General features: G+C 55.0%; 13 protein-coding genes. 7 read left to right on the top strand and 6 right to left on the bottom strand.

Annotated features, from left to right (window positions below):
- Window positions 1-198 precede the first annotated feature (198 nt).
- From BM155_RS16165 to BM155_RS16145, 5 genes are all read left to right on the top strand, one after another.
- Window positions 199-3051: a glycosyl hydrolase gene (locus BM155_RS16165; RefSeq protein ID WP_074904304.1), complete on the top strand. Its 2853-nt coding sequence runs from the start codon at window positions 199-201 to the stop codon at window positions 3049-3051.
- A 361-nt stretch (window positions 3052-3412) separates the two neighbouring features.
- Window positions 3413-4990, top strand: a complete 1578-nt coding sequence (locus tag BM155_RS16160) for a sodium/sugar symporter (protein ID WP_074904327.1) — start codon at window positions 3413-3415, stop codon at window positions 4988-4990.
- A gap of 189 nt (window positions 4991-5179) precedes the next feature.
- Window positions 5180-6142, top strand: a complete 963-nt coding sequence (glk, locus tag BM155_RS16155) for a glucokinase (RefSeq protein ID WP_067155750.1) — start codon at window positions 5180-5182, stop codon at window positions 6140-6142.
- Window positions 6143-6317: 175 nt separating this feature from the next.
- Complete coding sequence (locus tag BM155_RS16150) at window positions 6318-9167, top strand: TonB-dependent receptor (protein ID WP_074904301.1); 2850 nt, start codon at window positions 6318-6320, stop codon at window positions 9165-9167.
- A gap of 91 nt (window positions 9168-9258) precedes the next feature.
- On the top strand, window positions 9259-10752 hold the full coding sequence (locus BM155_RS16145; protein WP_074904324.1) for a tryptophan halogenase family protein: 1494 nt from the start codon (window positions 9259-9261) through the stop codon (window positions 10750-10752).
- 83 nt (window positions 10753-10835) lie between these two features.
- Here the strand turns inward: BM155_RS16145 and BM155_RS16140 are convergent, their stop codons facing one another.
- The 4 genes from BM155_RS16140 to BM155_RS16125 form a co-directional block, all read right to left on the bottom strand.
- Window positions 10836-12683 (bottom strand): glycoside hydrolase family 13 protein, encoded by a 1848-nt coding sequence (locus BM155_RS16140; RefSeq protein WP_074904298.1) that lies wholly within the window; start codon window positions 12681-12683, stop codon window positions 10836-10838.
- A gap of 164 nt (window positions 12684-12847) precedes the next feature.
- On the bottom strand, window positions 12848-15133 hold the full coding sequence (locus tag BM155_RS16135) for an alpha-amylase family glycosyl hydrolase (protein WP_074904295.1): 2286 nt from the start codon (window positions 15131-15133) through the stop codon (window positions 12848-12850).
- A gap of 428 nt (window positions 15134-15561) precedes the next feature.
- Window positions 15562-16410, bottom strand: a complete 849-nt coding sequence (locus BM155_RS16130; protein ID WP_067155745.1) for a universal stress protein — start codon at window positions 16408-16410, stop codon at window positions 15562-15564.
- Window positions 16411-16540: 130 nt separating this feature from the next.
- A complete protein-coding gene (locus tag BM155_RS16125; protein ID WP_254773216.1) occupies window positions 16541-17212 on the bottom strand; it encodes a DUF3014 domain-containing protein in 672 nt (223 codons plus the stop codon).
- 430 nt (window positions 17213-17642) lie between these two features.
- Between BM155_RS16125 and BM155_RS16120 the strand changes: the two genes are divergently transcribed.
- Together BM155_RS16120 and BM155_RS16115 are read left to right on the top strand one after the other, a co-directional pair.
- Complete coding sequence (locus BM155_RS16120; protein ID WP_074904292.1) at window positions 17643-19304, top strand: alpha-amylase family glycosyl hydrolase; 1662 nt, start codon at window positions 17643-17645, stop codon at window positions 19302-19304.
- A 746-nt stretch (window positions 19305-20050) separates the two neighbouring features.
- A complete protein-coding gene (locus tag BM155_RS16115) occupies window positions 20051-21757 on the top strand; it encodes an alpha amylase C-terminal domain-containing protein (RefSeq protein ID WP_067155736.1) in 1707 nt (568 codons plus the stop codon).
- A gap of 427 nt (window positions 21758-22184) precedes the next feature.
- On the opposite strand, the gene BM155_RS16110 is transcribed toward BM155_RS16115, so the two are convergent.
- Window positions 22185-23108, bottom strand: coding sequence for a sialate O-acetylesterase (locus BM155_RS16110; RefSeq protein ID WP_067155733.1), 924 nt, complete (start codon window positions 23106-23108; stop codon window positions 22185-22187).
- A gap of 174 nt (window positions 23109-23282) precedes the next feature.
- The gene (locus tag BM155_RS16105; protein ID WP_074904289.1) at window positions 23283-25136 is read right to left on the bottom strand and encodes an alpha-amylase family glycosyl hydrolase; all 1854 of its coding nucleotides are present in this window, start codon (window positions 25134-25136) and stop codon (window positions 23283-23285) included.
- Window positions 25137-25147: the final 11 nt, after the last annotated feature.

Genomic DNA, 25147 nt, shown 5'->3' with positions numbered 1-25147 from the left:
GAGTATACCCGAATTCGCATCGGTAGCGGTTCTTCCCGCTTTGCCTCTGCCAAGGTGGGACAGGGGGCAAGCCCCAGTTTGCCGGTGGGAATAAAGTGGGGCGACGGTCGTTCCTTCACCGTGGGAGGATCTTGTGCCCAGCTATCAGGTATCGAACGGTACCTAACAGCAACCAATAACACTAGAGAGTGCAAAAGGATGAAACTTCTCAGCAAGTCTTTCTGGTTGGGGGCGACGCTTTCCGGCCTTGCGGCGGCGCCTCTGGCCGAAGCGGCCTTTACTAGCTACGGGGCTGGCAATATCAGCGACACCATCAACCCGGCGGGCTACAGTTGCGTGGTTGACTATGGGTACTGGATTCACAACGCGGGAGTGGTAGAACCCGGTGTCAGTTCCTGTGATCCCATTGGTACTCCGACTCCGCGCTACCCGCAACTTGTGGCGCCAGCCAGCGAAAAGCCGACTATGACCCACCGCTGGTGGGGATCGGTGTCCTTCCTCGGTGAGATGACCATCGGCGATAGTGGGGATGCGGCATATATCACTCCGGATCCGATCACTGCACGTATTAGCAATCGCGGTGCGCGCCTGTTATCAATTCCCGCGGGTATCAAAACGCTCTCTAACGGGATTGAGAGTACCTACCAAATCCCCGACCCTTTTAATGAGGTATTCGATGGGATAGCGGTGGGCAACTCCGCGTACGACGATATGGACGCCTACCTGAAGGATTACAGCGATGGCTCCGCCACCGTACAGTGGCGCAGCGGTTCGACCCCGGTGATGGAGGCGACCTTTGTCTACGGTTCACCCTATGTATATTTCACCGCACTGCAGGGGCAGCTGGTGCTGCGTACCAAGGCCGCAGATGGCGCGGAGAAGGGCACCTTCTACAGCGACGGCAACAGCCTGGGCGTGTGGACAAATGTGGCGGAAATACGCAACCACTTCCTGATCGTGGGGGATGGCGATACTCAGTTCGATAATTCCAGCAGCTCTGAGATCTCAGTGGTGGGCAGCGACACCATTACCGTGGCCTGGCTGCCGGACTCAAGCAGTGCCACCATTCAGACTTTTGCCCAGTACGCGCAGCAGCCGGTAGATGAGGTGTTTATCGATTACTCCGTCGACCGCAGCGATAACTCGGTAACAATTTCCCATTCCTATCGCTATCAGGGGACCCCGGTAACCACGCTGGCCGGCCTGATGCCACTGCAGTGGAAGAATTCCGCTCAGCCATTGTCTGGCTACAATGCCCGCAGCGCCCGCGGTGTGGTGCAGTTTGCGGCTACCAGCCAGTTCAGTTACCAGCTGCCCTTTGTCGGCGTTCTGCCTTATTTCCCCGAGGGTATCGGTGACTACGATGAAAACCAGCTGCGTCAGCTGGTGCAAGAGTTTATCGACGCCGGTAACTGGAATCTCAATACAGACACCTATTGGTCCGGAAAGAACTACGGGAAAGTGGCCGAGCTCGCCGCTATTGCGCGCAGTCACGGCATGACGACCGAGGCGGATCAGTTAATTAACTGGCTCAAAGGCGAGCTGGAGGATTGGTTCCGTGCGAACACCAGTGGCGGATTGGATATCAACAAGTATTTCGTTTATGACGAAAACTGGAATACGTTACTTGGCTTCGATGAATCCTTCGGCGCTCAGCAGCAACTCAATGACCACCACTTCCACTACGGTTATTTTGTGCGCGCGGCGGCGGAGATCTGCCGTGTAGATCCGGACTGGTGCGCGCCCTCGGCCTGGGGCCCAATGGTGGAGCTGCTGATCCGAGACTATGCGGGCGGACGCGACGACCCGATGTTCCCCTATCTGCGCAATTTCGATCCGGCTAACGGATTCTCGTGGGCTTCTGGTCACGCCAACTTTGCCCTCGGTAACAACAATGAATCCACTTCGGAGGCGGCCAACGCCTACGGTGCGATAGTGCTGTATGGTCTGATTACCGGCAATGATGAGTTGGTGGAGCGGGGTATGTATTTACACGCATCCTCCACAGCGGCGTACTGGGAGTACTGGAACAATATTGATCGTTACCGCGGTCTCGGCGGCGACTACGATAACTTCCTGCCCGATTACGACAAGATGACCACCTCGATTATCTGGGGCAATGGTCATGTATTTGCCACTTGGTTTAGTGGTGCCTATGCACACATCCTCGGTATTCAGGGCCTGCCGCTGAGCCCGCTGGTGCTGCATATCGGCCAGCATCCGGATTACCTGGCGGACTATGTGGCCCTCGGTATGAGCGGTGAATCAAGCAATGGCAAGCCATCCGGCCTGCCCGAGGGGCACTGGCGGGATGTCTGGTGGAATATCTGGGCTATGACAGACGGCACTGCTGCCGTTGCTGATTTCAACACGGTGAACTTTAACTACACGCCCGAAGCCGGTGAAACCAAAGCGCACACTTACCATTGGATTCATACCTACAAGGCGCTCGGCCAATTGGCCAGTGGTGATGGTGTGTTAAGTGCCGATTACCCGGCAGCACTAGTATTCGATAATAACGGTCAGAAAACTTATCTGGCCTATAACTTCGGCAGCAGCGCCCGCACTGTGACCTTCTCGGATGGCACCAGCTTTGAAGTGCCTGCGGGGCAGATGTCGGTTAACGGTTCATCTAGCCAGGAACCGCCAGCTGAATCCCCGACCGAATTTGATCTGACGATTCAGGCAGAGGATTACACCGCAATGTCCGGGGTCCAGACCGAATCTACCTCGGATACCGGCGGCGGCCTGAATGTAGGCTGGATAGACACAGGCGATTGGTTGGCCTATGCGGGAGTAGAGATCCCTGAAGCTGGTACTTACCGCATTGAATATCGTGTCGCCAGTTACTCCGGTGGTGGCCGGCTTTCACTGGACAAGGATGCAGGCCAGACCGTTTTAGGTGCATTAGATATTCCCGCAACTGGCGGTTGGCAGAATTGGACCACGATACAGCATCAAGTGGAATTGCCGGCGGGAACATATCAGCTGGGCATTTATGCGGCACAGGGTGGCTGGAATATCAATTGGTTCCGCATCGTGAAAATCTAAAAAACTATTAAAGGAACCTCTGATTAAGTCACTTTCTGGTGGCGGAGGCGCTTCGGGGCGGATGTGAAGCTCAGGTGATAGGACGGATATTTCGAAACCGTCGGATACAGGGGTGTATCCGTCGGAGCTACAGGGAAGTGCTTGTTGCGTTTTCGAAATATCCATCCTGTTGCCTGAGCGCCCCGGAACCCACCGTAGTATCCACTCGAATTAATCAGAGGTTCCCTAAGCTCGATTTGCCCTTCTGTCGCTCGCGACAGAGACAGGTTGTAGGAATGTATTTCCAATAATTTGTCGCATCACAATATGGCTGAGGCAATGAACCAAAGCCAACCAGAAAATAAAAAATATGGTGAGAGAAATGCAGTTAGCACCAATAGATATCGTAATTTTCGCCGTCTATGTAGCCGCTCTGGTTACTATTGGCTACCTGGTCTCCAGGGAAAAGTCCGGCCACCAGAAAAATACCCAGGATTATTTTCTGGCGGGCAAAGGCTTACCCTGGTGGGCGGTGGGTGCATCGTTGATTGCGGCTAATATCTCCGCCGAACAGATTATCGGCATGTCTGGTTCCGGCTACGCGATAGGACTGGCAATTGCGTCCTATGAGTGGATGGCGGCGATCACGCTTATTCTGGTCGGAAAATATTTTCTGCCGGTATTCGTGCGCAAGAAAATCTACACCATGCCGCAGTTTCTCGAACAGCGTTATGATCATCGGGTAAAGGTAGTACTGGCTATCTTCTGGCTGGGGGTTTATACCTTCGTAAACCTGACAGCGGTGTTGTGGTTAGGTGCTTTGGCCATTAATGCAATAGCTGGTGTCGAGTTGCTGTTCGGCCTGCTATTCCTCGGTTTGTTTTCCGCTGCCTACTCCCTCTATGGCGGCCTCAAGGCGGTGGCGCTGACAGATATTATCCAAGTGGTACTGCTGGTGTTTGGCGGCCTGTTGCTGTCTTGGCTGGCGCTGGATCTGATTGCCGGAGGGCGTGGACCCGTTGCCGGCTTTATCGAGTTGACACGTCAGGCACCGGAAAAGTTCGACATGATTTTGTCGAAGGACAACCCCCACTATGCGAGTCTGCCGGGGCTGTCGGTATTGGTCGGTGGTATGTGGGTGATGAACTTCAGCTACTGGGGGTTCAATCAGTACATAGTGCAACGCGCCCTGGCGGCCAAGAGTGTGGAGGAGGGCCAAAAGGGCATTGCCTTCGCCGCTTATCTGAAGTTGCTCATGCCGATTATCGTTGTTCTGCCCGGTATTGCCGCGGCGGTGCTGCTCCCCGGTCTATCGCGCCCGGATCAGGCTTATCCGGAGCTGATGAACCTGATGCCAGTGGGCTTCAAAGGACTGGTGTTCGCTGCCCTGGTTGCGGCCATCGTCTCATCCCTGGCGTCGATGACCAACAGCATTGCCACCATCTTTACGATGGATATTTACTCCCGTTACAAGCCGGGTCAGAGCGAGCGCCACTATGTGACTGTGGGTCGGGCCGCGAGCATGACCTCCCTGCTGCTGGCTATGCTCTGTGCTCAGCCGTTGCTCGGTCAGTTTGAGCAGGCGTTCCAGTATATCCAGGAGTTCACCGGCTTCTTTACCCCGGGAATCGTAGTGCTCTTTGTGCTCGGCGTCTTCTGGCCCCGCGCCACGGCAAATTCGGCATTGGTGGCCGCTATCGCCTCGGCGCTATTGTCACTGGCGCTGAAACTGTGGTGGCCAGCGCTGCCGTTTATCGACCGGGTGGGGCTGGTATTCCTGGTCTGTACTGCTCTGGCGGTGGGCGTGTCCCTGCTCCAGGGGCGAGCCCAGGCGGCGACAACTACTGCAGATGGTGCCCTGGCTCTGCGTGAAATCGACTTTTCCACCAGTCAGAGCTTCAATTTGGCCGCACTGGGGGTTTCTCTAGTGCTGGCAGCGCTTTATGCCACCTGGTGGTAACCGGGTACCCCCTCTGTTCAGCCGGCCACAGTGCCGGCTTTTTTTTGTGTCTGTCCCCCCCGGAGCGCATTGCGGTAAGACCGTGCCGTTTCGGGGAAGGGGCTATGACCGCGATGGGACTGGTTTTATTTTGCGCGACGCCGTACCTTATACCGCCATTTTTTTCTGCGGTAGGGATTAAGGATAAAGATGACAAGCATCGTAGCGGATATCGGCGGCACCAATGCCCGCTTTGCTATTGCCAAGCCCGTAGCTGGCGGTTATCAGCTGGAATCACTGAGTGTGGTTGACTGCAGGCGCTTTGACGGCTTCAACGCGGCGCTGCGCCACTGGCTGGATGGGCTGGAACAGCCACACCCGCAGCAGGTATGTATCGCCGCGGCCGGGCCGCTGGAGCAGGATGGGCAGGGCAGCCGTGTCTATATGACCAACCTGGGTTGGACCATTACCACTGAGTCCCTGCAAGAGGAGTTCGGTTTCCCGCGCTTGGAGCTGATCAATGACTTCGCCGCTCTGGCACTGTCCCTGCCTCGGCTGACAGGGGAAGACTACCGGGTACTGCGTGACAAGCCGCGGGTGCCCGGCGCCGCCATGGTGGTACTGGGCCCCGGTACCGGTCTGGGGGTGGCCGGATTGGGCGTTGATAACGGTCACTATCACGTGTTGGCTGGTGAAGGTGGCCACGCGAATCTGGGGGTGTCGACGGAGCGCGAGCTGCAATTGCTGCAGCAGCTTATGAAACAGCAGCAGCCAGTGTTCAATGAGTGGGTGCTGTCCGGCAGTGGCCTGGTTCATCTCTATCGCGCTGTTTGTGATCTGCATGGCCGCAAGGCAGAAGAGCTGACGCCGCCGGACATCAGTGCGCGCGGCCTGGAGGGCTCGGACCCCCTGTGTCGGGAAACGCTGCTGGACTTCCTCAACTTTCTCGGCAGTGCGGCGGGTGATGCGGCCCTTTATCTGGGGGCCCGCGGCGGCGTATTCCTCGGCGGTGGTATACTGCCACGCATCGCTGAGTTGCTGCCTGAGAGTCAGTTCGAGCAACGTTTCCTCAGCAAGGGCAGGGTGGAGCGCTGGATGGAGACTGTGCCCGTCTACGCCCTAAATGCCGGCTATCAAGCCTTGATCGGGGCCGCAGCACATCTGGAAGATTGATTCTGGTTGATTGGTAAAAGCTAAATAAATCAATGGGTTAGGCTGTGGTAAGGCGCCTGGACAAAGGGCGCCATGGATTCTCCCGCCTCCTCCCCCCTCGGGGGAGGATGTTACGGATATTTGGCAGGCCTAGGATGCAAGGCCTCACCATAACGATAAATCCTGGGAGAAGATGATGAGTCTATCCAATAAAGGTAAAGGGGGCTTCCGGCCGACACTGCTGTCTGCTGCCGTGGCGGCGACTGTGACCGCTTCATTGGGCGTGCATGCACAAGAGGGCGCGGAGCCACAGGAGCTGGAAGAGATAACGGTCACCGGCTTCCGCAAGAGTGTGATGGATGCCATCGACACCAAGCGCGATGCCAAGGCGGTCGTTGAAGCCATATCCGCCGAAGATATCGGCAAGCTGCCCGACTCCTCCATTGCAGAATCCATTTCCCGCCTGCCGGGCCTGGCCTCCCAGCGCCTGGACGGCCGCGCCAGCCGTGTGACTATCCGCGGTTTTGGTGAGAACGAGAGCGCAACCACATTCAACGGCCGCGAGCAGGTGTCCATCGGCGATAACCGCGGCGTTGAGTTCGATCTGTACCCGTCCGAGATTATGAGCGGCGTTACCGTATACAAAACGCCGACAGCGGACCTCGAAGCCGAGGGCATCGCGGGTGTGATCGATATGCAGACCGTTAAGCCCCTCGAGCGCGGCGAGCGGCTAGTCAAGGTCAGCGGTCAGTACGAGATGACCAGCTTCGATAAGCTGAATCCCGACGGTGAGGATTCCGGCTACCGCACCACTTTCTCCTATATCGATCAATTTGCCGATGACACTATCGGTGTGGCCTTCGCCTTTAACACCATGAGCTCGCCGAACCAGGAAGAGCGCTGGAATGCCTGGGGATATCCCGAGATTTTTGTGACTGACCAGGGTGTTTACAAGAGCTGGCCGGGTGACGAGAATAATCGAAATTCAGATGGAACCCCATGGGACTCTACGGAGACCAGCATGCTCAGTGGGGCCAAGCCTTATGTGCGTTCGTCTGTTCTTGATCGGGACAGCGCCATGTTGGTGCTCGAGGCCCGGCCCACAGACAAACTGCATATGACTTTCGACAGCCTGTATGTGGACTACTCCGATAAGAAAATCCTGCGCGGTATTGAAATCCCGTTCGCTGGGGGGCAGGGTGTCTTCGAGCCTATCGGGGATGCGACTAATGGCTTTTATACCAGCGGTATTACCGAAGGTCAGCGCGTCGTGGTTCGAAACGATGTGGAGAATCGCGATGCCGAACTGCAATCATTCGGGTTTAACGTCGAATACGATTTCAGTGATGATCTGCAGTTGGGGTTTGATATCAGCCACTCCAAGGTAGAACGTCAGATCTGGAGCTTTGAGAGCTACTCAGGTACCGGTCGAGGTGATAATGGGGGAGTGGCCGATACTCTAAGTTACACCCTTAATTCTGGTAATGCCGGTGCTATCTTTACTCACGGATTGGATTACAGTGATTGGGACCTGATCCAATTGGGCGGCCCGCTTACCTGGGGCTGGAATGAAACTCTCAACAACAAGTACGTTACTGATGATGCACTGATAAATACTGCGCAGGACGGTTTTCTCAATGCGCCGGAAATTGATGATGAGCTGACCTCTCTGAAGTTGGCTGCGACCCAGATGGTCAATGCCGGTATTGTCAACGAAATCAGCTATGGTATTTCCTACCGCGATCGGCAGAAAGACAAACAGTCTCACGGTTACTACGTAACCCTGGCTGCTTTCCCGGATACTCTCGTAGTGCCGGAGGCGTATCGCCTGGGCAGTGTATCGCTGGACTTTATCGGCATGGATGAAATGATCGCCTATGATTCCAAAGCCCTGCTGGCGGATGGTTACTATGAGCTGACCGATGCGTCCCTGGCCGATCTCTCGCACCTGACCAAGTCTTACTCTGTGGGTGAGCAGGTTACCGCCGCCTTTGTTGAAGCGGGTTTCGAGACCGAAGTTGCCGGCTTGGTGCTGACTGGTAGCGCGGGGCTGCGCTATGTTCATACCGAAGTGGAGTCTAAAGGTTACGCCGGGAAGCTTGAAGACGGAGCGGTGGTTGCCGTGCCGTCCAATATCCAGCACGACTATGGACATCTGTTGCCGAGTCTGAACTTGGCCTTGGCGCTCGATGAGCAGCAGACGCTGCGCTTTGGAGCGGCCAAGACCATATCCCGTGCGCGCATGGATGAGATGAATTCTTCCGTGAGCTACGACTACCTGGCAGTACAGGACGCAAATGGCAATAACTTCAGCATCAGTGGAGGTAATCCCTACCTGGAGCCGAAGGAAGCAGTGGGCCTGGATTTGTCCTATGAGAACTACTTCAGCGATGAAGGCTACTTCTCTATCGCCTTGTTCTGGAAAGACCTGGACAACTGGCACTTCGACGATATTTACGAGGTGGATCTCTCCGAAATTATGGACCTAAGTGCCGTGCAACTACCGGACGGAGTGAATACCACTGCGACTCGCAGCAGCAAGGTCAATGGTGGTGGCGGTACTTTGCAGGGTTACGAAGTCTCTGTCGCCCTGCCGTTAAACGTGTTCAGCGAATACCTGGACGGATTCGGCATGCTGGCCAGCCATACTGGCGTAAGCTCAGATATCGAAGACCAATATGGCAACGATTATGAGCTGCCGGGCTTGTCCGACAAAATCCAGACTTTTACCTTTTACTATGAGAAGTACGGTTTCTCAGCGCGGGCCAGTATGCGCAAGCGCTCCGACTTCAAAGGAGAGGTTTACGATATCGCTTTCGAACCAAAACAGGTTGAAGTATTGGGGGAAACCATCTGGGATGCACAGCTTGGCTACGACTTTGCCGAATCCGGTATTGGCGGTCTCGAGGGCCTGTCCGTATTCCTGCAGGGCATTAACCTGACCGATGAGCCGTTCACTACCCTGAGTGGCGACAATGAGCTACAGGTTCGTGACTATCAGAGCTACGGCAAGACTTATCTGTTGGGTTTCAGTTACGAGTTCTGATTTCCGGTAGTTAGTCTCACAGGTTGAAGGCCCTTGCAATCCCGTGTTGCAAGGGCCTTTTTATTTTTCGCTTCACGAACGGGTGTTTCAAGTGAGTGATGGAAATATAAAAAAACTGGTCATACTGGGCGGCGGCACCGCCGGCTGGATGACTGCAGCCCTGGCAGCCAAGGTGCTGGGAAAAGTCATCGATATCACTCTGGTGGAATCGGACCGCATCGGAACTGTAGGGGTAGGTGAAGCTACCATCCCACCGATAATCCATTTCAACCGTGCATTGGGGATTGATGAGCGGGAATTTCTAACTGCCACAAAAGGCACTATAAAACTGGGAATTCAGTTTGAGAACTGGCTGCAGCGTGGCGACAGCTATATGCACGCCTTTGGCAGTATCGGCAAGAATCTCGCCTTTTGTGATTTTCACCATATTTGGAACCGCAGTCGCCTGAGCGGCGACACTTCGAGCTTCTGGGATTACTCGTTGAACTACCAGGCGGCCATCAACAATAAGTTCGCTCCACTGACGCATATCCAAGGCACCAATCTACCCGGTATCTCCTACGCCTATCACTTCGATGCGGGGCTCTACGCCCAGTTTCTGCGGCGCTATAGCGAGGGCCGGGGCGTCAAACGGATCGAAGGTATGGTCAAGGAGGTGAGAGTCCGGTCGGACAACGGCTTTATCCAAGGCCTGCTACTGGAGTCTGGCCTGGAGATTGACGGCGATCTGTTTGTGGATTGCACCGGTATGGCCGCGCTGCTAATAGAGAAAACCCTGGGCGTCGGCTACGAGGCGTGGTCCCAGTGGCTGCCTTGCGACAGGGCCATGGCGGTACCCAGTGCATCAGCAAAACCCATCGTGCCCTACACGCGCTCCATTGCCCACGAGGCTGGCTGGCAGTGGCGTATTCCGCTGCAACACCGCACGGGCAACGGCCTGGTATATTCCAGTAAGCACTGGAGTGATGACCGGGCACGGGAAGCGTTGATGAGCAATCTGGATGGTGAGCCACTGGCGGAACCCAGGGTTATCCCGTTCCGCACCGGCCGCAGGGGCGAGCAATGGTGCAGGAATGTAGTCAGTATCGGCCTGTCCAGTGGCTTCCTGGAGCCTCTGGAATCCACCAGTATCCATTTGATTCAAACCGCCGCCACCCGGCTGATGAAAATGTTCCCTCATCGCGGCATCCGCGCGGAAGAGGTGGCCGAATTCAACCGCCAGTCCAGGGTAGAAATCGAACATATCCGCGATTTCATTATCCTGCACTACAAGGCCAACCAGCGCCGGGACAGTGATTTCTGGCGCGACTGTGAGGCGATGGGGGTGCCGGATACATTGAGCGAGAAGGTGGAGCTCTTCCGCAGAACCGGCAAGGTATTCCGCGATTACGACGATCTGTTTAGCGAGGCGGCCTGGCAGCAGGTAATGATCGGGCAGGGCATAGTGCCGGAGGATTATCACCCAGTTGCGGATGCTTTGTCGGATGAGCAACTGGGAGATCTGATGGCGAGCCTGAGGACTCTGATCGACGGCACGGTAAATAGTCTGCCAGAGCACGAACAGTATTTACCGAATGTTGGATAACGGAGAGCGGGCTCCTCGGCTCTGCGGAGAGCTGTTTCGCGCAGCTCTCCGCAGAATTTTTCCGAGAGAATGGAGCCGGTCTTTTATTGCATTACCAGCACAAGCCCGTTTCGTGGAGAAATCTTGATTTCCCCCAGGCTCTGGTCGAGCGTAGTTGTTTTGTTGCTGAGTAGATCCCGCCAAGTGGAATCACCGAGTATTTCTGTCGAGATACTCTGTGTCTTCGGAGAGTTGTTCAATATCACCAGTACCCGATTGTCGCGATACTGCCGCAGATAACCGTAAAGCTGGCGCTCGTCATCGATCACTACCGGATTAAAATCTCCCTGCTGCAGCGCCGGGTTTTGGTTGCGAATATGAATTAGTTTTCGATAGTGCGACAGCAGATCACTATTCACGGCAACCTTGTCGGGCGATCGCTTGCTTCCGTCGGGCAGGAAAACTTCATCTTCGTATTCGATGTCCGGCCAGATCATCGGCTTGCGGCTATCCGGATCGTTTGCGCCCCACATGCCCACTTCGTCGCCGTAATAAATCATCGGTGCGCCCACATAGGTCATCTGGAAGATGGCAAAGAGTTTTTGCAGTTGTATCTCCTGGGCGTTGGGCTTCCTGACGTTGTAGTCGGGGTTATTGGTGACCTGTGAGGTGGGGAAGTAGTTGTCCCAATCCCGGAAGTTGCCGATACCGCGGTTTACGATATGTGAGCCGATACGGTTGGAATCGTGGCTGCCAAACAGGTTTTGCACCACATAGGCCACACCCTGTGGATACAGGTTCCTGAGTTCTTTCAGCTTGCGGTCAAATTCGCTGGCACTGATATTCATGCCCGGCGGGTTGAAGAAGAACTCGGCTGCGGTGAAGGCAAAGTTGTAGTTCATTTCGCCGTCAAACTCGTCGCCCTGAAAATACGGCTTCACTTTCTCCGGCTCGTCGACAATTTCCGCAGTGAGATAGGCCTCGGGATTGATCGACTTCACATGGCTGCGCCACGCTTTCCAGAAGTTGTGATGCACCTCGAAGGCCACGTCCAGCCGCCAGCCGTCGATGCCGTGTTCTATGCCTTTGCCTTTCGGATTCATCCAACGTTCAGTTGCGGAAAATACGTAGTCTCTAGGCCCTTTGACCAGACCGTTTTCATCTTCCCTGAACTCGGGTAGAGAGGCTACGCCAAACCAACCGGAATACTTGAATTCCGTTCCTTTTTTTTCGTCGCGGAAAGACTCGACAATAAACCAGTCTTTATAGGGAGACGCCTGCTGGTGCTTCAGCAGGTCTTGAAAGGCGAAGCTGTTGATGCCCATATGGTTGAACACACCGTCGAAGATAATTTTCATATCCCGCTTATGGGCTTCGTCGATCAGCTTCAGTGCCAGCTCATCGGCCTTGGTCCAGACCCAGGTTGAAGGGTCCAGTGGATTTTCCGTGGCCATCAGTTTGCGGTCCCCTTCCGGGTCGGGGCCAAAGTTTGGATCTATATGATGGTAGCTGGCGCCATCGTATTTGTGCAGCGACGGGGCATCGAAGACAGGGTTCAGGTAGATGGCGCTGATGCCGAGATCTTTCAGGTAGTCGAGTTTATCGATAACGCCTTGAAGGTCGCCGCCATAGCGGCGCCGCAGCAGGTGTTTCCACAACTCCGGTTCGCCGTTGGCCTTCTCGTAGGGCTGTAATTTGTACCAGTCGCTACCCCAGGGGTGGATCTGCCAGTGTTTCGGCGGATCCTGAGGGTCCGCTCCGAGGATATCTTTCACTTTGGGGTCGTTGGTGGTATCGCCATTGCGAAAGCGCTCTGGGAAGATCTGATACCAGACGACTTGTTTAGCCCATTGCGGCACAAACTCAACTTTCTCGCCGGCGTTGGATGCGGTGGGAAAGGCGAGTGCCGCGGAAAATAGGGCGCTTATTGTGATCCGGCTAATGTTTTTCATAGACAACTTTTTCTCAACGCACATGAATCAATATAAAAATTAGAGTAAAGCAATCATCCGCTCGATTGATGGGCGCTCTAGGTCACCATGGACAACCTTGGGTTACCCCTGCAAAGCCTGGCCATTCCTGGCCAGGCTTTCTCCGTTTGGGGTCCGATAAGCGTTTACTGCCAGGTTAAAACGCTTGTATCCAGAGTCCCGGTGGATGAAGAGGGAGATGTAATGGAGCGGTTGTTCCCCCCTTCCCAGGTTACATTGCCACTGCTGTCCTTTTTGATGAACTTGTATTGAATGGTGGTGTTCTTCGGCACTGAGACCGGCAGAAACCACTCCGGATAGTTCGGCGTATGGAAGGGGCCTACAGCTTTGGAGGTGTCCCAGCTGCCCAGTTCCGGAATATCACCGACGATATAGATATTCACTCCCCAGCTGGTAGTGGCGTTAACTTTAAAGATGACCTGATTCTGATCGTCGGACAATACCTCGTAGCGGAACTGATTGCTGACGTTGGTACCTTTCGTGACCGTAATCTGTCTGGCTCCCGCACTGACATTGGGTACGATTGCTTCGATCATCGTATCGCTGTTGGACACTACGGTTGCCGCTGTGCTGTCAAATTTGACGGTAACGGTGCCGCCGAGACCTGTGCCGTATATGTAGACGGTATTTCCAGCGCGTCCCATTGTGGACACGACATCGCCAATGCGGGGAATAGCGGTGCCCAGATCGGGATTGTAAGACCAGACACTGACTTCGCCACCTGCGAGTGTAAAGGAGCCTATCTTTCCGTTGTTGACGGTCATGGAGTCCCCGTACAGCAGGCCGTTCAGCACGTCATCGTAGCTTCCCGCAGGCAGGGTCGTATTGATTGCCGGGACAGTAAAGGACAGGTCTGGTTGGCGGTTTACCGCGACAATCACCTGCTTGTCATAGAACTGCCGTTTGAAAACAAGCACATCGTCGCTGCTGTAAAGTATGGCAGTTTCGCCATAGGCGACCGCTTCATTCTGCCTGCGCAGTGCTGACAGGGACTGAATGATCTTGTAGGCCGTGGTTGTCTGATCGAACGAGGTCTCCCTTTCCATAAACACCCGCCCGGAAATGTCGCTACTGTCGGCAGAGGTCAGGTATTGTTCTGTACCGTAGTAGATGTTGGGCGTGCCGCGTGCAGTGAGCAGTGTGGCCAGAGCCGCATGGTAAGGTTTGTCGTTCGGCTGAATGTAGCGGAATCGGGTGACGTCATGGTTGTCGAGGAAAGTGACTGCCTGATTCTCGTACTCGTAATCGGCGCTGGTCGCAATCAGCATCTGGCCGAATGCACTCATCGTCTCAGAGAAGTAGCCGAAAGCGTTGGTTGATGCGCGGAAGTACTCAAAATCGAGATTGTTTATACCCGTGCGATCCGGGAAAGACTGGTATTCATCGTATTTCGGGTCTGGACGTCCGATAAAGAACTCTCCGAAGTGGGTAAGCGGACCACCGCTTGCGGAGTCAATCGCATCCTTGAATCCCTTGGCGAATGAGGGGCTCATATGCAGGGTTGCGTCGTGGCGGAAACCATCTACGCCTTTGGATTTCCAGAAGGTGGCCGCTTTTTCCAGATGTTCTACAACCGCTGCGTTCTCAGTGGAGAAATCAGACAGAGAGCCCAAGTCCTTAAAGCGGTACCCGAACTGTGTGTCATCGCTGCCTCGGTCACCGAGGTTGTGGAACCAGCCGTTGATGTCATAGTTGGGATCGGCGAGCAGGTTTTCGACGTTTCCATCGGAGTTGTAGTCTACAGGGTTGCCGTTTGAGTCAAAGACATAGTCGCCGTTGCTGTCCTTGTCAGGCTCGTACAGCTTGCCGTCCTCCGGTGAGTTGCCACTGGTCGGGTTGGTGCCGCGGCTCGTATGGTTGGATACAAAATCGATAATGAGCTTTATGCCGTTGGCGTGCAGCGCGTCCCTCAGCGCTTCGAAATCCTGCATCAGGCCGAAGTGCTTGTTGGTGGCGAAATAGTTGCGCACATGATAACCGTGGAAGCTGGTCCAGAGGTCGTAGCCACCGCTCTGCTGGTAGTCGTAAATTGGCGTATCGCGGTTTTCGTAGGGGGCGGAAATCCACACCGCGGTAACGCCCATGTTTTTCAGGTAGGAAATTTTATCGATGATCCCCTGCCAATCGCCGCCCTGATACAGTTTCAGGTCGTCTCCGTTACCGAGGCCGTCCTGGTCTGGATCGTCAAACAGACTGGCGCTCGATCCTGTCGGGATGTTGTTGGAAGTATCGCCGTCGACAAAGCGGTCGGTAATAATCTGGTAAACGACGTCCTTAGGAGTGACCGGGGAGAGCATACCGGAGGACGTTGCCGCTTCCGCTTGCTGTGCTGATAGCGTGCTCAAGCCGACTGTGGCGGTCAGCGCAATGGAAGATCCCAAACATCGCAATACATTTTTTTTCTTTTTCATTGGGTTTTGTCTCTTATAGTGTTGTGTGAGTGAACGGATCAGTGTCACGTCTTTGAGCCCGCAGCCCCCGATTTATGCACAGGTAAAGAACAGCGTACCCAGCAGCAGGGGATGAAACCGCTTTTACCTCATCTAAAGGCTCGATCTGATGTTATCTATAGCCACGGTTGCAACCCTCCTCCCCTCTAAGGGCGTAGACAGGGTTGGTCGTCGCCTTCTATGCCCTGGAAAACCCGGTGCTTCTTACAGTGAGGGGGCAACAGAAGGCCGACAACAAACGGAAGGCTGTACCTCTGTAGTGGGTGACTTTTGACCACATTCGGTGGAGGGTTAGTGCCGGGGGAAGAAATGCCAGTCAGCGGGTTTGACTGACTGGCTTGCGAGAGGCGCTCTTGTCTAATCAGTGAGTGGAGCGCTTTGGGTGAGGTTCACTTGGTCGTTGTGGTGAATTCGTTACAAACCATCACATCTGTATCCAGGGAGGCGATCACTCGCTCCGCGGTATTGCCCCGCAGTAGTGAGCCGGTGGCGCCATACTGGTTCAGGGTGCCCATCACCACAAGGTCCGCATCGATTTCTTTCGCCACCTGGGCGACCACTTCGTTGGTATAGCCCTGCCTCACGTGAATGCGGCTGGTGGGTACGCCGGTCTTATCCGCAAGTTTGGCCAGGGCGCCGCGGTCTGGGTAGAGCATGGAGTCCAGGTATGCGTTCACCAGGTGGAGTTCAGCGCCTTCATAACAGCTGGTGATATAGTTGGCGCGCTCGGTGATCTGCCGGTTGAGTTGACGTTGCTGCGATGTCTGGGCTTGGTAGTTGACCGTGGCCAGGACAACTTGACGGCTGTCTTTGGCGCCGGGACGGATCAGCACCACCGGGCATTTGGCTTTCTTGAGTACTTCCCACTTGGATTCGGCGAAAGTCCAACGGCGGTTGGTTTTCGGGTGGAGCGGCAGGTAAATCATTTCGGCGTTATAGCGCTTTGATTCCTGAATAATGGAACCCTGCCAGTCACTGGACCAGCACACCAGGAGTTCATGCTCCACGCCAGCGTCTTCCGCAGGCTGGCGGATTTTTTCACGGAACCAGGTTTCGTCGCGGAACAGGTGGTCGTTGACCGCGCGCGTGTCTACCGCCTCGCCGTCCACGGCGACGAAGATGACCAGTTTGGGTTGGGGGTTGCGGAGCTTGGCGATGATCAGGGCGCGCTCCAGCGCCACATGTTTTTCGTCATTGGGGTCTACGACAACAAAGACAGTAGTCTGCTCGGCCTGCATTTTCTCTCCTCGGCTGGAATGGATCTTCTTGTTGTTTTCGTACCGCAGCGGCCGGGTTCAACCTTCCGGCCGGCAGCGGCCGCTGTGGAGGAGATTAGCACAAACCCTGTGCCGTGGCTTCAGGTGGTGACTATTCGGATTGTTGCAGCGGAATCTGCTCCAATGCCGCTTTCAGCTCCCGCAGTTTTTCCTTGACCCGCGCGGCGTTATCCGGCCCCATACGGATCATCAGTTTGTGCAGTCCGGGCAGCTTTTCCAGCTCGGGATCGGCGAATTTGTAGTAGACAGAAGGGCGCACCAGCTGGATAGGCTCCTCTGCTGCCGGCGCCGCCAGAACCTTGTCGATGGCCTCCATGACTTCTTGGTGGAAATTCTTATTTCTGATACCCAGCTCGGCATAGGCCTGGGCCAGGCGCGGGTACCAATAGCGGTAGATTTCCACGGCGGTGTCGGTGTCCATCATGGAGAAGAGGCGCACCGCTTGATCATAGCGGCGGTAGTTCTCCGGGGACAATTCTATGCCGGTGGGACCTGCCTCGGTGATCGCGATTGGCCCTTTGATGGTTTTTAGGGGACGGTGTTTGTGGATCAGCTCGCCGCGGGAGGCGGCGTTGACTGCGGCTACCCACTTGCGCACCACTTCATCGGGCACCAGCCACTTGGCCAGGGCGCCGTCGGGAGCGAGACTCATCAGATCCCGGTATGCGGCTTCGTCGCTCTCGTTCAGGGCCGGGGGCGGCCCCTTCTCGGGCTCGGGCACGGGTGCCGGTTCCGGGGGCGGTGGTGCCGCGATTTCGGGCATAGGTTCGGGCTCTGGCGCCGGCTCTTCTATTACCGCCTTGGGTGGCGCCTCTGTTTTGTCTGCGGACCAAAACCAGTAGGCGCCCGCCGCTACCGCTGCAAAGACAACCAGGCCGATGATCCACTGGGTCGACTGATTTCCGACATTCCCTGCCTCCTGTAGCTGAGGTTTGACTGTTGGACCGCGCTGCCGATTAGCGGTTTCCTGTGACGCAGAATTCAGTGTAGCTACATTACTCCGCACAGGCGCGGGCCGCAAAGCTTTCGACCGGCACAGTCTCAGCGTCACCAGGGCCCGGCGGCGTGTTCCAGGCTCGGTGACAGCGCGCGGGGCAATAGAGCGGCCTACGCCCCCGGGGTGGAGGATGTGGGACAGAGACGGGTCGCTAAAGTTGCATTGACCAAATTGCGATCAATGAGCAGAGAGAATAATGAGGAAATTTGCCAGCTTATGCGCAGCTTTGCTGCTGTGTTCAAGTGCCTGCGCGGAGAGGGATGCAGACGCTGTCGCGGATACCAACGCAGACGCTTTCTGGCGCAACGCTACTGTTTACTTCCTGCTGCCGGACCGCTTTGCCAATGGCGATCCGGAAAACGATTTGTCCTACGGCCGCGGGAATGACGCTGCGCCCTTGCGCGGTTTTCACGGCGGCGATCTGCAGGGGGTTATCGATAAGCTGAACCAGGGGTATTTCAACGCACTGGGGGTAGATGCCCTGTGGATGTCCCCGGTTTACGAGCAGATCCACGGCGCCACTGACGAAGGCACCGGCCGCACTTACGCTTTTCACGGTTATTGGCCCAAGGACTGGACCAGCGTGGACCGGAATTTCGGCAGCGAGGCAAAGCTGGCGGAGCTGATCGAAACGGCCCATCGTCACGGCATCCGCGTGCTGCTCGATGTGATCGTCAACCACACGGGCCCGGTGACAGATAAGGACCCGCTCTGGCCGGAATCCTGGGTGCGTGCGGAGCCGGTCTGCGACTGGAGTGGTTTTTCTGGCACGGTGTCCTGCACGCTGGTCAAAAACCTGCCGGATATCCGTACAGAGGATGAAAAGCCGGTGGCGCTGCCGCCACAGCTGGTCGACAAATGGAAAGCCGAGGGGCGCCTCGAACAGGAGCAGGCGGAACTGGAAGCCTTTTTCCAGCGCACCGGTTATCCGCGCGCACCGAAATACTATCTGGTGAAGTGGATTACTGACTGGGTGCGTGAGTACGGCGTGGACGGCTTCCGGGTGGACACCGTCAAGCATGTGGAGCCGGAGGTTTGGCAAGTGCTGAAGAGGGAGGCGAGCCTCGCGCTGGCGGATTGGAAGAAGCGCAACCCGGACAAAAAACTCGATGACCGCGATTTTTATATGATCGGGGAAGTTTACGGCTACGGTATCACCGGCGGGCGCGAATACGATTTCGGTGATCGCAAGGTGGACTTCTTCGACTATGGCTTCGATAGCCTGATCAATTTCGATATGACTGCGCGCGCCGCAAAAGAAGATATGGAATCTATCTTCTCCAGTTATTCGAAAATGCTGCACGGCGGGGCGCTCGGTGGCTTGAATGTACTCAATTACCTCACTTCACACGACGATGCGCACTCTTTCGACCGCGAACGCCAACGGCCGCGGGAGGCAGCGCTCAAGTTGTTACTGGCGCCGGGCGCGGCGCAAATCTATTACGGCGACGAAGTGGCTCGGCCTCTGATGGCCAGTGATGCAGAAGGGGACGCCCAGCTGCGCACGCCGATGAACTGGAGCGACCTCGAAAAGACGGAAAAACGTGAGGTTCTGGATCACTGGCGCAAGCTGGGCCAATTCCGCCAGGCGCACCCGGCAGTCGGTGCCGGGGTGCACAGAAAACTGCAGGACAAGCCCTACACTTTTGCCCGCACGCTGGAGGGAGAAGCATCCGTGCTGGTATCTATCGGTACTGGCACCGGGAAAAAATCCCTGCCGGTATACGGTTTGTTTGCCGAAGGTACACGAGTGAAGGATTTTTATTCCGGTCGTGAGGCGGTGGTTAAGAACGGCCGGGTGGCGTTTGATACGGAGTTCGATCTCCTGTTGCTGGGACAGGCCGCAAACAGCCATTAAGGCGCCTGTGATTCATTCGTCTGACCGCTGTAGTTGTTTCAGGGGCGCTCAGGCAATGTGAATACACGAATACTCGCCTGTAGCTCCGTCGGATACAGGGATGTATCCGTCGGAGCTACAGGGAAGTACTCGTGCGTTTTCGAAATTCCCGTCCTATTGCCTGAGCGCCCCGGAAGCTACCAGAGTGTTCGCGCGAATTAATCAGAGGTTCCTTAATTATTGTTCCTTTTTATATCGCCATCCTCTCTTCTGACTTCCGCCGCCTTGTGCGGCGTTTTTCTGTGAGGGCCTTCATCTTTCGGGCACAAAAGGCGATCTCTGTCATAATTTTCCACTACGCCCCCTTTGGGGGAGGATGTGTTCCGTCTTTATCCCCATCTAGGCTGTGAAGCTGCTGTTGTCACAAGCCGGAGCCATTGCTGTACCGCGCTGCTCGGTCAATAAATCTAAAAAATAATAATGGTACAGAGCGATGAATAATCCCTTTCCCGGCGCTCAGCTCCGGCTGCTTGCCTTCCCCAGTCTACTATTTTCCTGTTCCGCAAAAGGTGTCTCGTCGGATTGGAAAATCCACGGCGCTATCAGTTGCGCTATTTGTCTCGGTGCAGCGCACCTTTAAAGCCCAAGCAGCAATCAATCAGAAGTTCACCAGTAGTTTTGTTTTCTAGATAGCGTCTAAATATCGCTATAGCGCGTTTATACAAATTAACCAGAGATTCCCCCCAAAAGAGAAAAGGAAAATTACGATGAAAAAACCACAGGGATTCAGGTGTTGGCTCAGTGGTGTGGGCCTCGCGCTGGGCGCACTATCTGCCGGTAATGCCAGTGCGGGTACCGCGTTTGTGCATCTGTTTGAATGGCGCTGGAATGATATTGCCAGCGAGTGTGAAAATTTCCTCGGCCCCAAGGGATTCGATGCCGTGCAGATATCCCCGCCGCAGGAGCATATCAGCCTGGATACTTGGTGGGCGCGCTATCAGCCGGTGACCTATACCAATCTCACCAGTCGCAGTGGCACCGAAGCGGAGCTGGCGAGCATGATTCAGCGCTGTCACGCCGCTGGGGTGAAGGTCTACGCGGATATGGTGATAAATCACACCGCTGCCTGGAACCAGGGCGGCACTGGTTGGGGAGGGACGCCCTGGTCGGTGACCAATCACCCGGAGTTCTCGCCACAGGATTACCACTCTGATTGCACCGTCAGCAACTACGGTGATGCCTATAACGTGTGGAATTGCCGGCTCAGCGGGCTGCCAGATCTGAATACGGGTTCCGGTTATGTACAGGATCGATTGGCGGCCTACTTCAATAAGCTGAAGGGCATGGGGGTGGACGGTTTCCGCGTGGACGCGGTCAAGCATATGGCGCCGGGAGACCTGCAGGCGATTCTCAATAAGGCCGGCAACCCCTGGGTCTTTTCCGAAGTGATTGGTGCGGCGGGTGAAGCGGCGGAAATTCAGCCGGGAAATTATACCTACCTGGGCCATGTGACTGAATTTAAATACGGCACCGACCTGGCCAGTAACTTTAACGGTCAGATCAAATACCTTGCCAGTATCGGTGAGTCCTGGGGATTGTTGCCGTCGTATAAAGCGGTCAACTTTGTCGATAACCACGATCGCGAACGGGGCCATGGTGGTGGCGGCAATCTCACTTACAAGGATGGAGCAAAATACAACCTCGCCAATGTTTTTATGCTTGCACACCCCTATGGCTATCCCAAAGTGATGTCCGGTTACAGATTTACAAATACCGACATCGGCCCACCCGCCACTGGCCCGCAGGGCTGTACCAACAGTGCCTGGGTGTGTCAGCACCGGTGGGGCAATATTGCCAATATGGTTGGCTTCCGCAATTTTGTGGATGGCACAGCGATGACCAATTGGTGGGATAACGGCAATAACCAGATCGCCTTTGGCCGTGGCAATAAGGGTTTTGTGGTGATCAATAATGAGTCCGGCCAGCTCAATCAAACCTTGTACACAGGCTTGCCTGCCGGGGAATACTGCAACGTGCTTGCCGGCGACGACGCTTGCAGCGGTCATATGATTACCGTTGATGGCAAGGGTTACGCGACCTTCAATATCGCCGCCAATTCTGCCGCGGCTATTCATGGCGGCGCTGTAGCTGCTCCCTGCAGAGAGTGTGCCGCGCAGAATTTTCCGCAACTATATTTCCGCGGTACCGCGAATGGTTGGGGCGTGGACACCATGGCTCTTGTTGCCGACCATACCTGGCAGATTTCGGTTTCCTTTGATGGTCAGGCGGATCAGCGATTTAAGTTCGATGTCTACGGGGATTGGCGTCAGAACTACGGCGATAGCGGAGCCGATGGAACGCTCGATCGAACCGGGGCGGATATCTATACCCCTGTCGTCGGCGACTACCTGGTGGAAGTCAACGACCGGACAATGACTTACAGTCTACACTGCCTCGAATGTGGGGAATACTAGGGAAGCCTCTCTTCCCTGTATTTACGCGGTACACCAGATCAATGTGGCGATAAAAAATGAAACAGGTGGGTGGTGGTGCCTGGGGCGTGGAATTTGACGGCTGGGCATAGTTGCATTTTAGGGATTGTTCATACTAGTTAGTGTACCTACTATCAAAGCAAAATGTATGAAGAACTTGAAAATGACATCTAACCTTTCAAAATGAGAAGAAATCGTCATGCGGAAGCGGTCTGTGGACAATTGCTGAGAGTTACAGCGGATAGATGACAGCCAATATCATGGAGATTGACAGGTTTTCAGATTTTTGAAACTCGTTTATTTCCATATTAATTCTGGGGTCAATCAATAATTGTACTTTTTCATGCAGGGTATCCATATTTACAGTATACCCTGCATGTATAATCAAATACTTACATACCTCGGAGCATTATTTACCACATTTCGCTTCCAGTTTACTCATCGTTTTGGCAAATTCAGCGCCCATGCGAATAACGCCTTCGGTGTTGTAATGCCAGCCGTCATCTAGGTAACCGAAGTCTTTCGTGGCAGTCATGTAGGCTGCGCAGGTATCACTTTTTACGTAGTCTTGCTGAGCATCTTGTACCGTTTTGATGTAGTCCATTACGCTCCCGTCTTCACTCATTCCTGAGTCGGTGATTTTGCCAATGACCACGGGCAGGTCATCCACGCGCAGCGTGGCCCGCAGTAAATCCATTAAGCGCTGAAGGTTAGCACGGTAGGCATCGGCGGCAGCCTGGCTGTCATAGGCATCGGCCTCTCCTTGCATCCAAACAATCCCTGAAGGAATCAGGGTGTCGGGAGCACCGTCGCCATCTATATCGCGATTTGCAAAAGCGTTTCGTATGGTTTTTAAGGCGTGGTCGTATTGATTTAGTCCCGCACCTTCGTTGAAGTCCGGATGCCAGTTTCCATACCCTACGCCTTGGGCCAGACCTGTGCCACCGGCAGCGTATTTAATAATGGCAATGCGCTCTTGCGGATAGGTGCTGGCCATCACTTGACCAAAAAAGAGCTCGGGGCCAAAGCGTCCGGAAAGTATGTTTTTCTTACCGTCGGTTTTAAAACCTGTACCAAAACCCGGTTCTAGAGTTTGCCACAAGCCGACGCCACCATGAGTTTGGTTGTCCAGGGCCGGCTGTCCAGAAAAAATTTTTACCCTGTCATTAATTTTAAATTCCCCTTTTGGTAGTTCATTGGTATAGCCGAAACCCTCCATGTTCGACTGGCCGCCCAAAAAGTATAGTTTGTACGTATTGCCTTCGGTAGCGGCAAATCCCGTGCTGCTGAAACATAGTCCCAGTGCAGCGATTAGTTTTTTGATATATCTCATTATTTACTCCTGTTGTGATGTTTTTGTGGGCTTAGCCGCTTTGACGTTTTTATTGTTATGTGAAGGTCAAAATTAGCCAGTAATAGGGGAGTTCAGCATCTAAAGCCACCTATATATCTACCCCATTGCCTGAGCACTCCGAAGTCCAAAACGCACCTATGAAAATAGATCTGCTTATAGGTTTAAGCGTAAGATATAGCCGGATAGTGGTGCGATCTGCAGGGGAATCTTCGTTTCCTCCCGGGAAATCACAAGGGTGCTTTCCGCAGTGCTGAGCTGGTCGGTAAGCCTGTATGTGCCATCTCTTAATCGCCATTGCTGTAACAGTGTCTCTGGCAACCGCAGTGTCACATCTTTGCTTTCCTTTCCGAAGTTAGCCACTACCAGCAGTTTTTCGCCTTCTGTCCAGCGCGCGAATGCGAATAGCTGCCCGTCATAATCCCGATTGTGTTCGCGGTTATAACTGTGAATTTCCAGATAGTTACCGCGCAGTGCCGGGCTGGCGGCAGAGAAGTTCATCAGGCGTTTGTAGAAATCGCGCAGTTGTTTTTCCTGCTCGGTGGATTCACCCAGCAGCCAGCGGCGCACGCTGGGTACAGACCAGTAGTCGAAGATGGTGGTGCGGGAGGCTTTGCCGAAGCCGGCATCTTCAGCGGCGGCTTCCCCCAGTTCCTGGCCAAAGTAAACCAGGGTGGGTGCTGCAGAAATGGTGGCGGAAACTAACATTGCCGGTTTGCCAGCTTCGGCATTGCCGGCGAACGCGCCGCTGGCGATGCGCTGTTCATCGTGGTTTTCCATAAAGTGCAGCATATGCGGCGCTATATCCGCGAGGCCTTGCTGCAGCGGCACCAGGGCGTCGGTGCTTTCATTACCGGCCATAATCGCGCGCAGGGTATCGTAGGTGCCCACCTTGTCGTAGAGGTAGTCCATCTTGCCCTGGTGAATATAGTCGCGGTAGCGCTCGGGGGTATAGATCTCCGCGAGCAGCAGCGCATCCGGTTTTTTCATCTTGATCGATGAGTTCAGGTAGCTCCAGAACTCCACCGGGACCATGCCGGCCATATCATAGCGGAAGCCGTCCACGCCGAAGCTGAGCCAGTAATCGGCGATATTGCGGAATTTCTTCCAGGTGTCCGGCACATCTTTGTCGGCCCAGAATTCGGCGTGGGCCTTGTAATCCTTTTGCGCGAATTCGGCGCTGAGTTCGGGGAAGTCCTTGCTGCCATCCGGGCGCACACCGAAGTTGATCTTGACGGTCTCGTACCAGTCGTTGATATCCGGTTGTGCGGCGCGGGCACCATTGCCGGTCCACTTGGCCGGGCTCTCGTGGAACTTTCCATCCACCAGTGGGTGGGGCTCGCCATTCAGCGGTTTGTAGTCGTTGCTTTCTGGAACTTTAAAGTCTTCGCCGATCACGTAATAAAAGTTGTTGTTCCGGGCATAGGTCACGGAGGTGTCATCGTCCGCGCCGAAATCCCGCACGCCCTCTGGTTTTTGTACGGAGTGATAGGCGCGGGCCACATGATTCGGAACAATATCAATAATGACCTTGAGTCCCTGCTCGTGACTCCTTTCGATTAGCGCGCGGAATTCGTCGAGGCGTTGGGCGGGGTTTTCCGCCAGATCGGGGTTTACGCTGTAGTAGTCTTTGATGGCATAGGGTGAACCGGCGCGGCCCTTGACGACGTCCGGGTCGTCGTTGCCGATGCCGTACTCGGTGTAGTCTCCTACAAGTGCATGGTGCAGGGCGCCGGTGTACCAGATATAGTTGGCGCCCAGGTCGCGGATTTCTCCGAGCACTTCCGGCGTAAAGTCATTGAATTTGCCTACGCCGTTTTCTTCTAGGGTACCCCAGGGTTTGTTGGTGGGGTTGGTGTTGCCGTACAGACGGGTCATTACCTGGTAGATTACCGGTTTTTCCTCCGCTAGTGATTCAGGCTTTCTTTCCGCACTGTTGCTGGGGTCGTCTGCACAGCCCGCCGCGGTGGCGAGCAGTGCCGCGGTAAAAAGAGATTGAATTTTTTTCATCGCTACTTTTG

The organism is Microbulbifer thermotolerans (assembly GCF_900112305.1).
Classification (GTDB): Bacteria; Pseudomonadota; Gammaproteobacteria; order Pseudomonadales; family Cellvibrionaceae; genus Microbulbifer; species Microbulbifer thermotolerans.
This window is presented reverse-complemented; position numbering and strand designations above follow the sequence as displayed.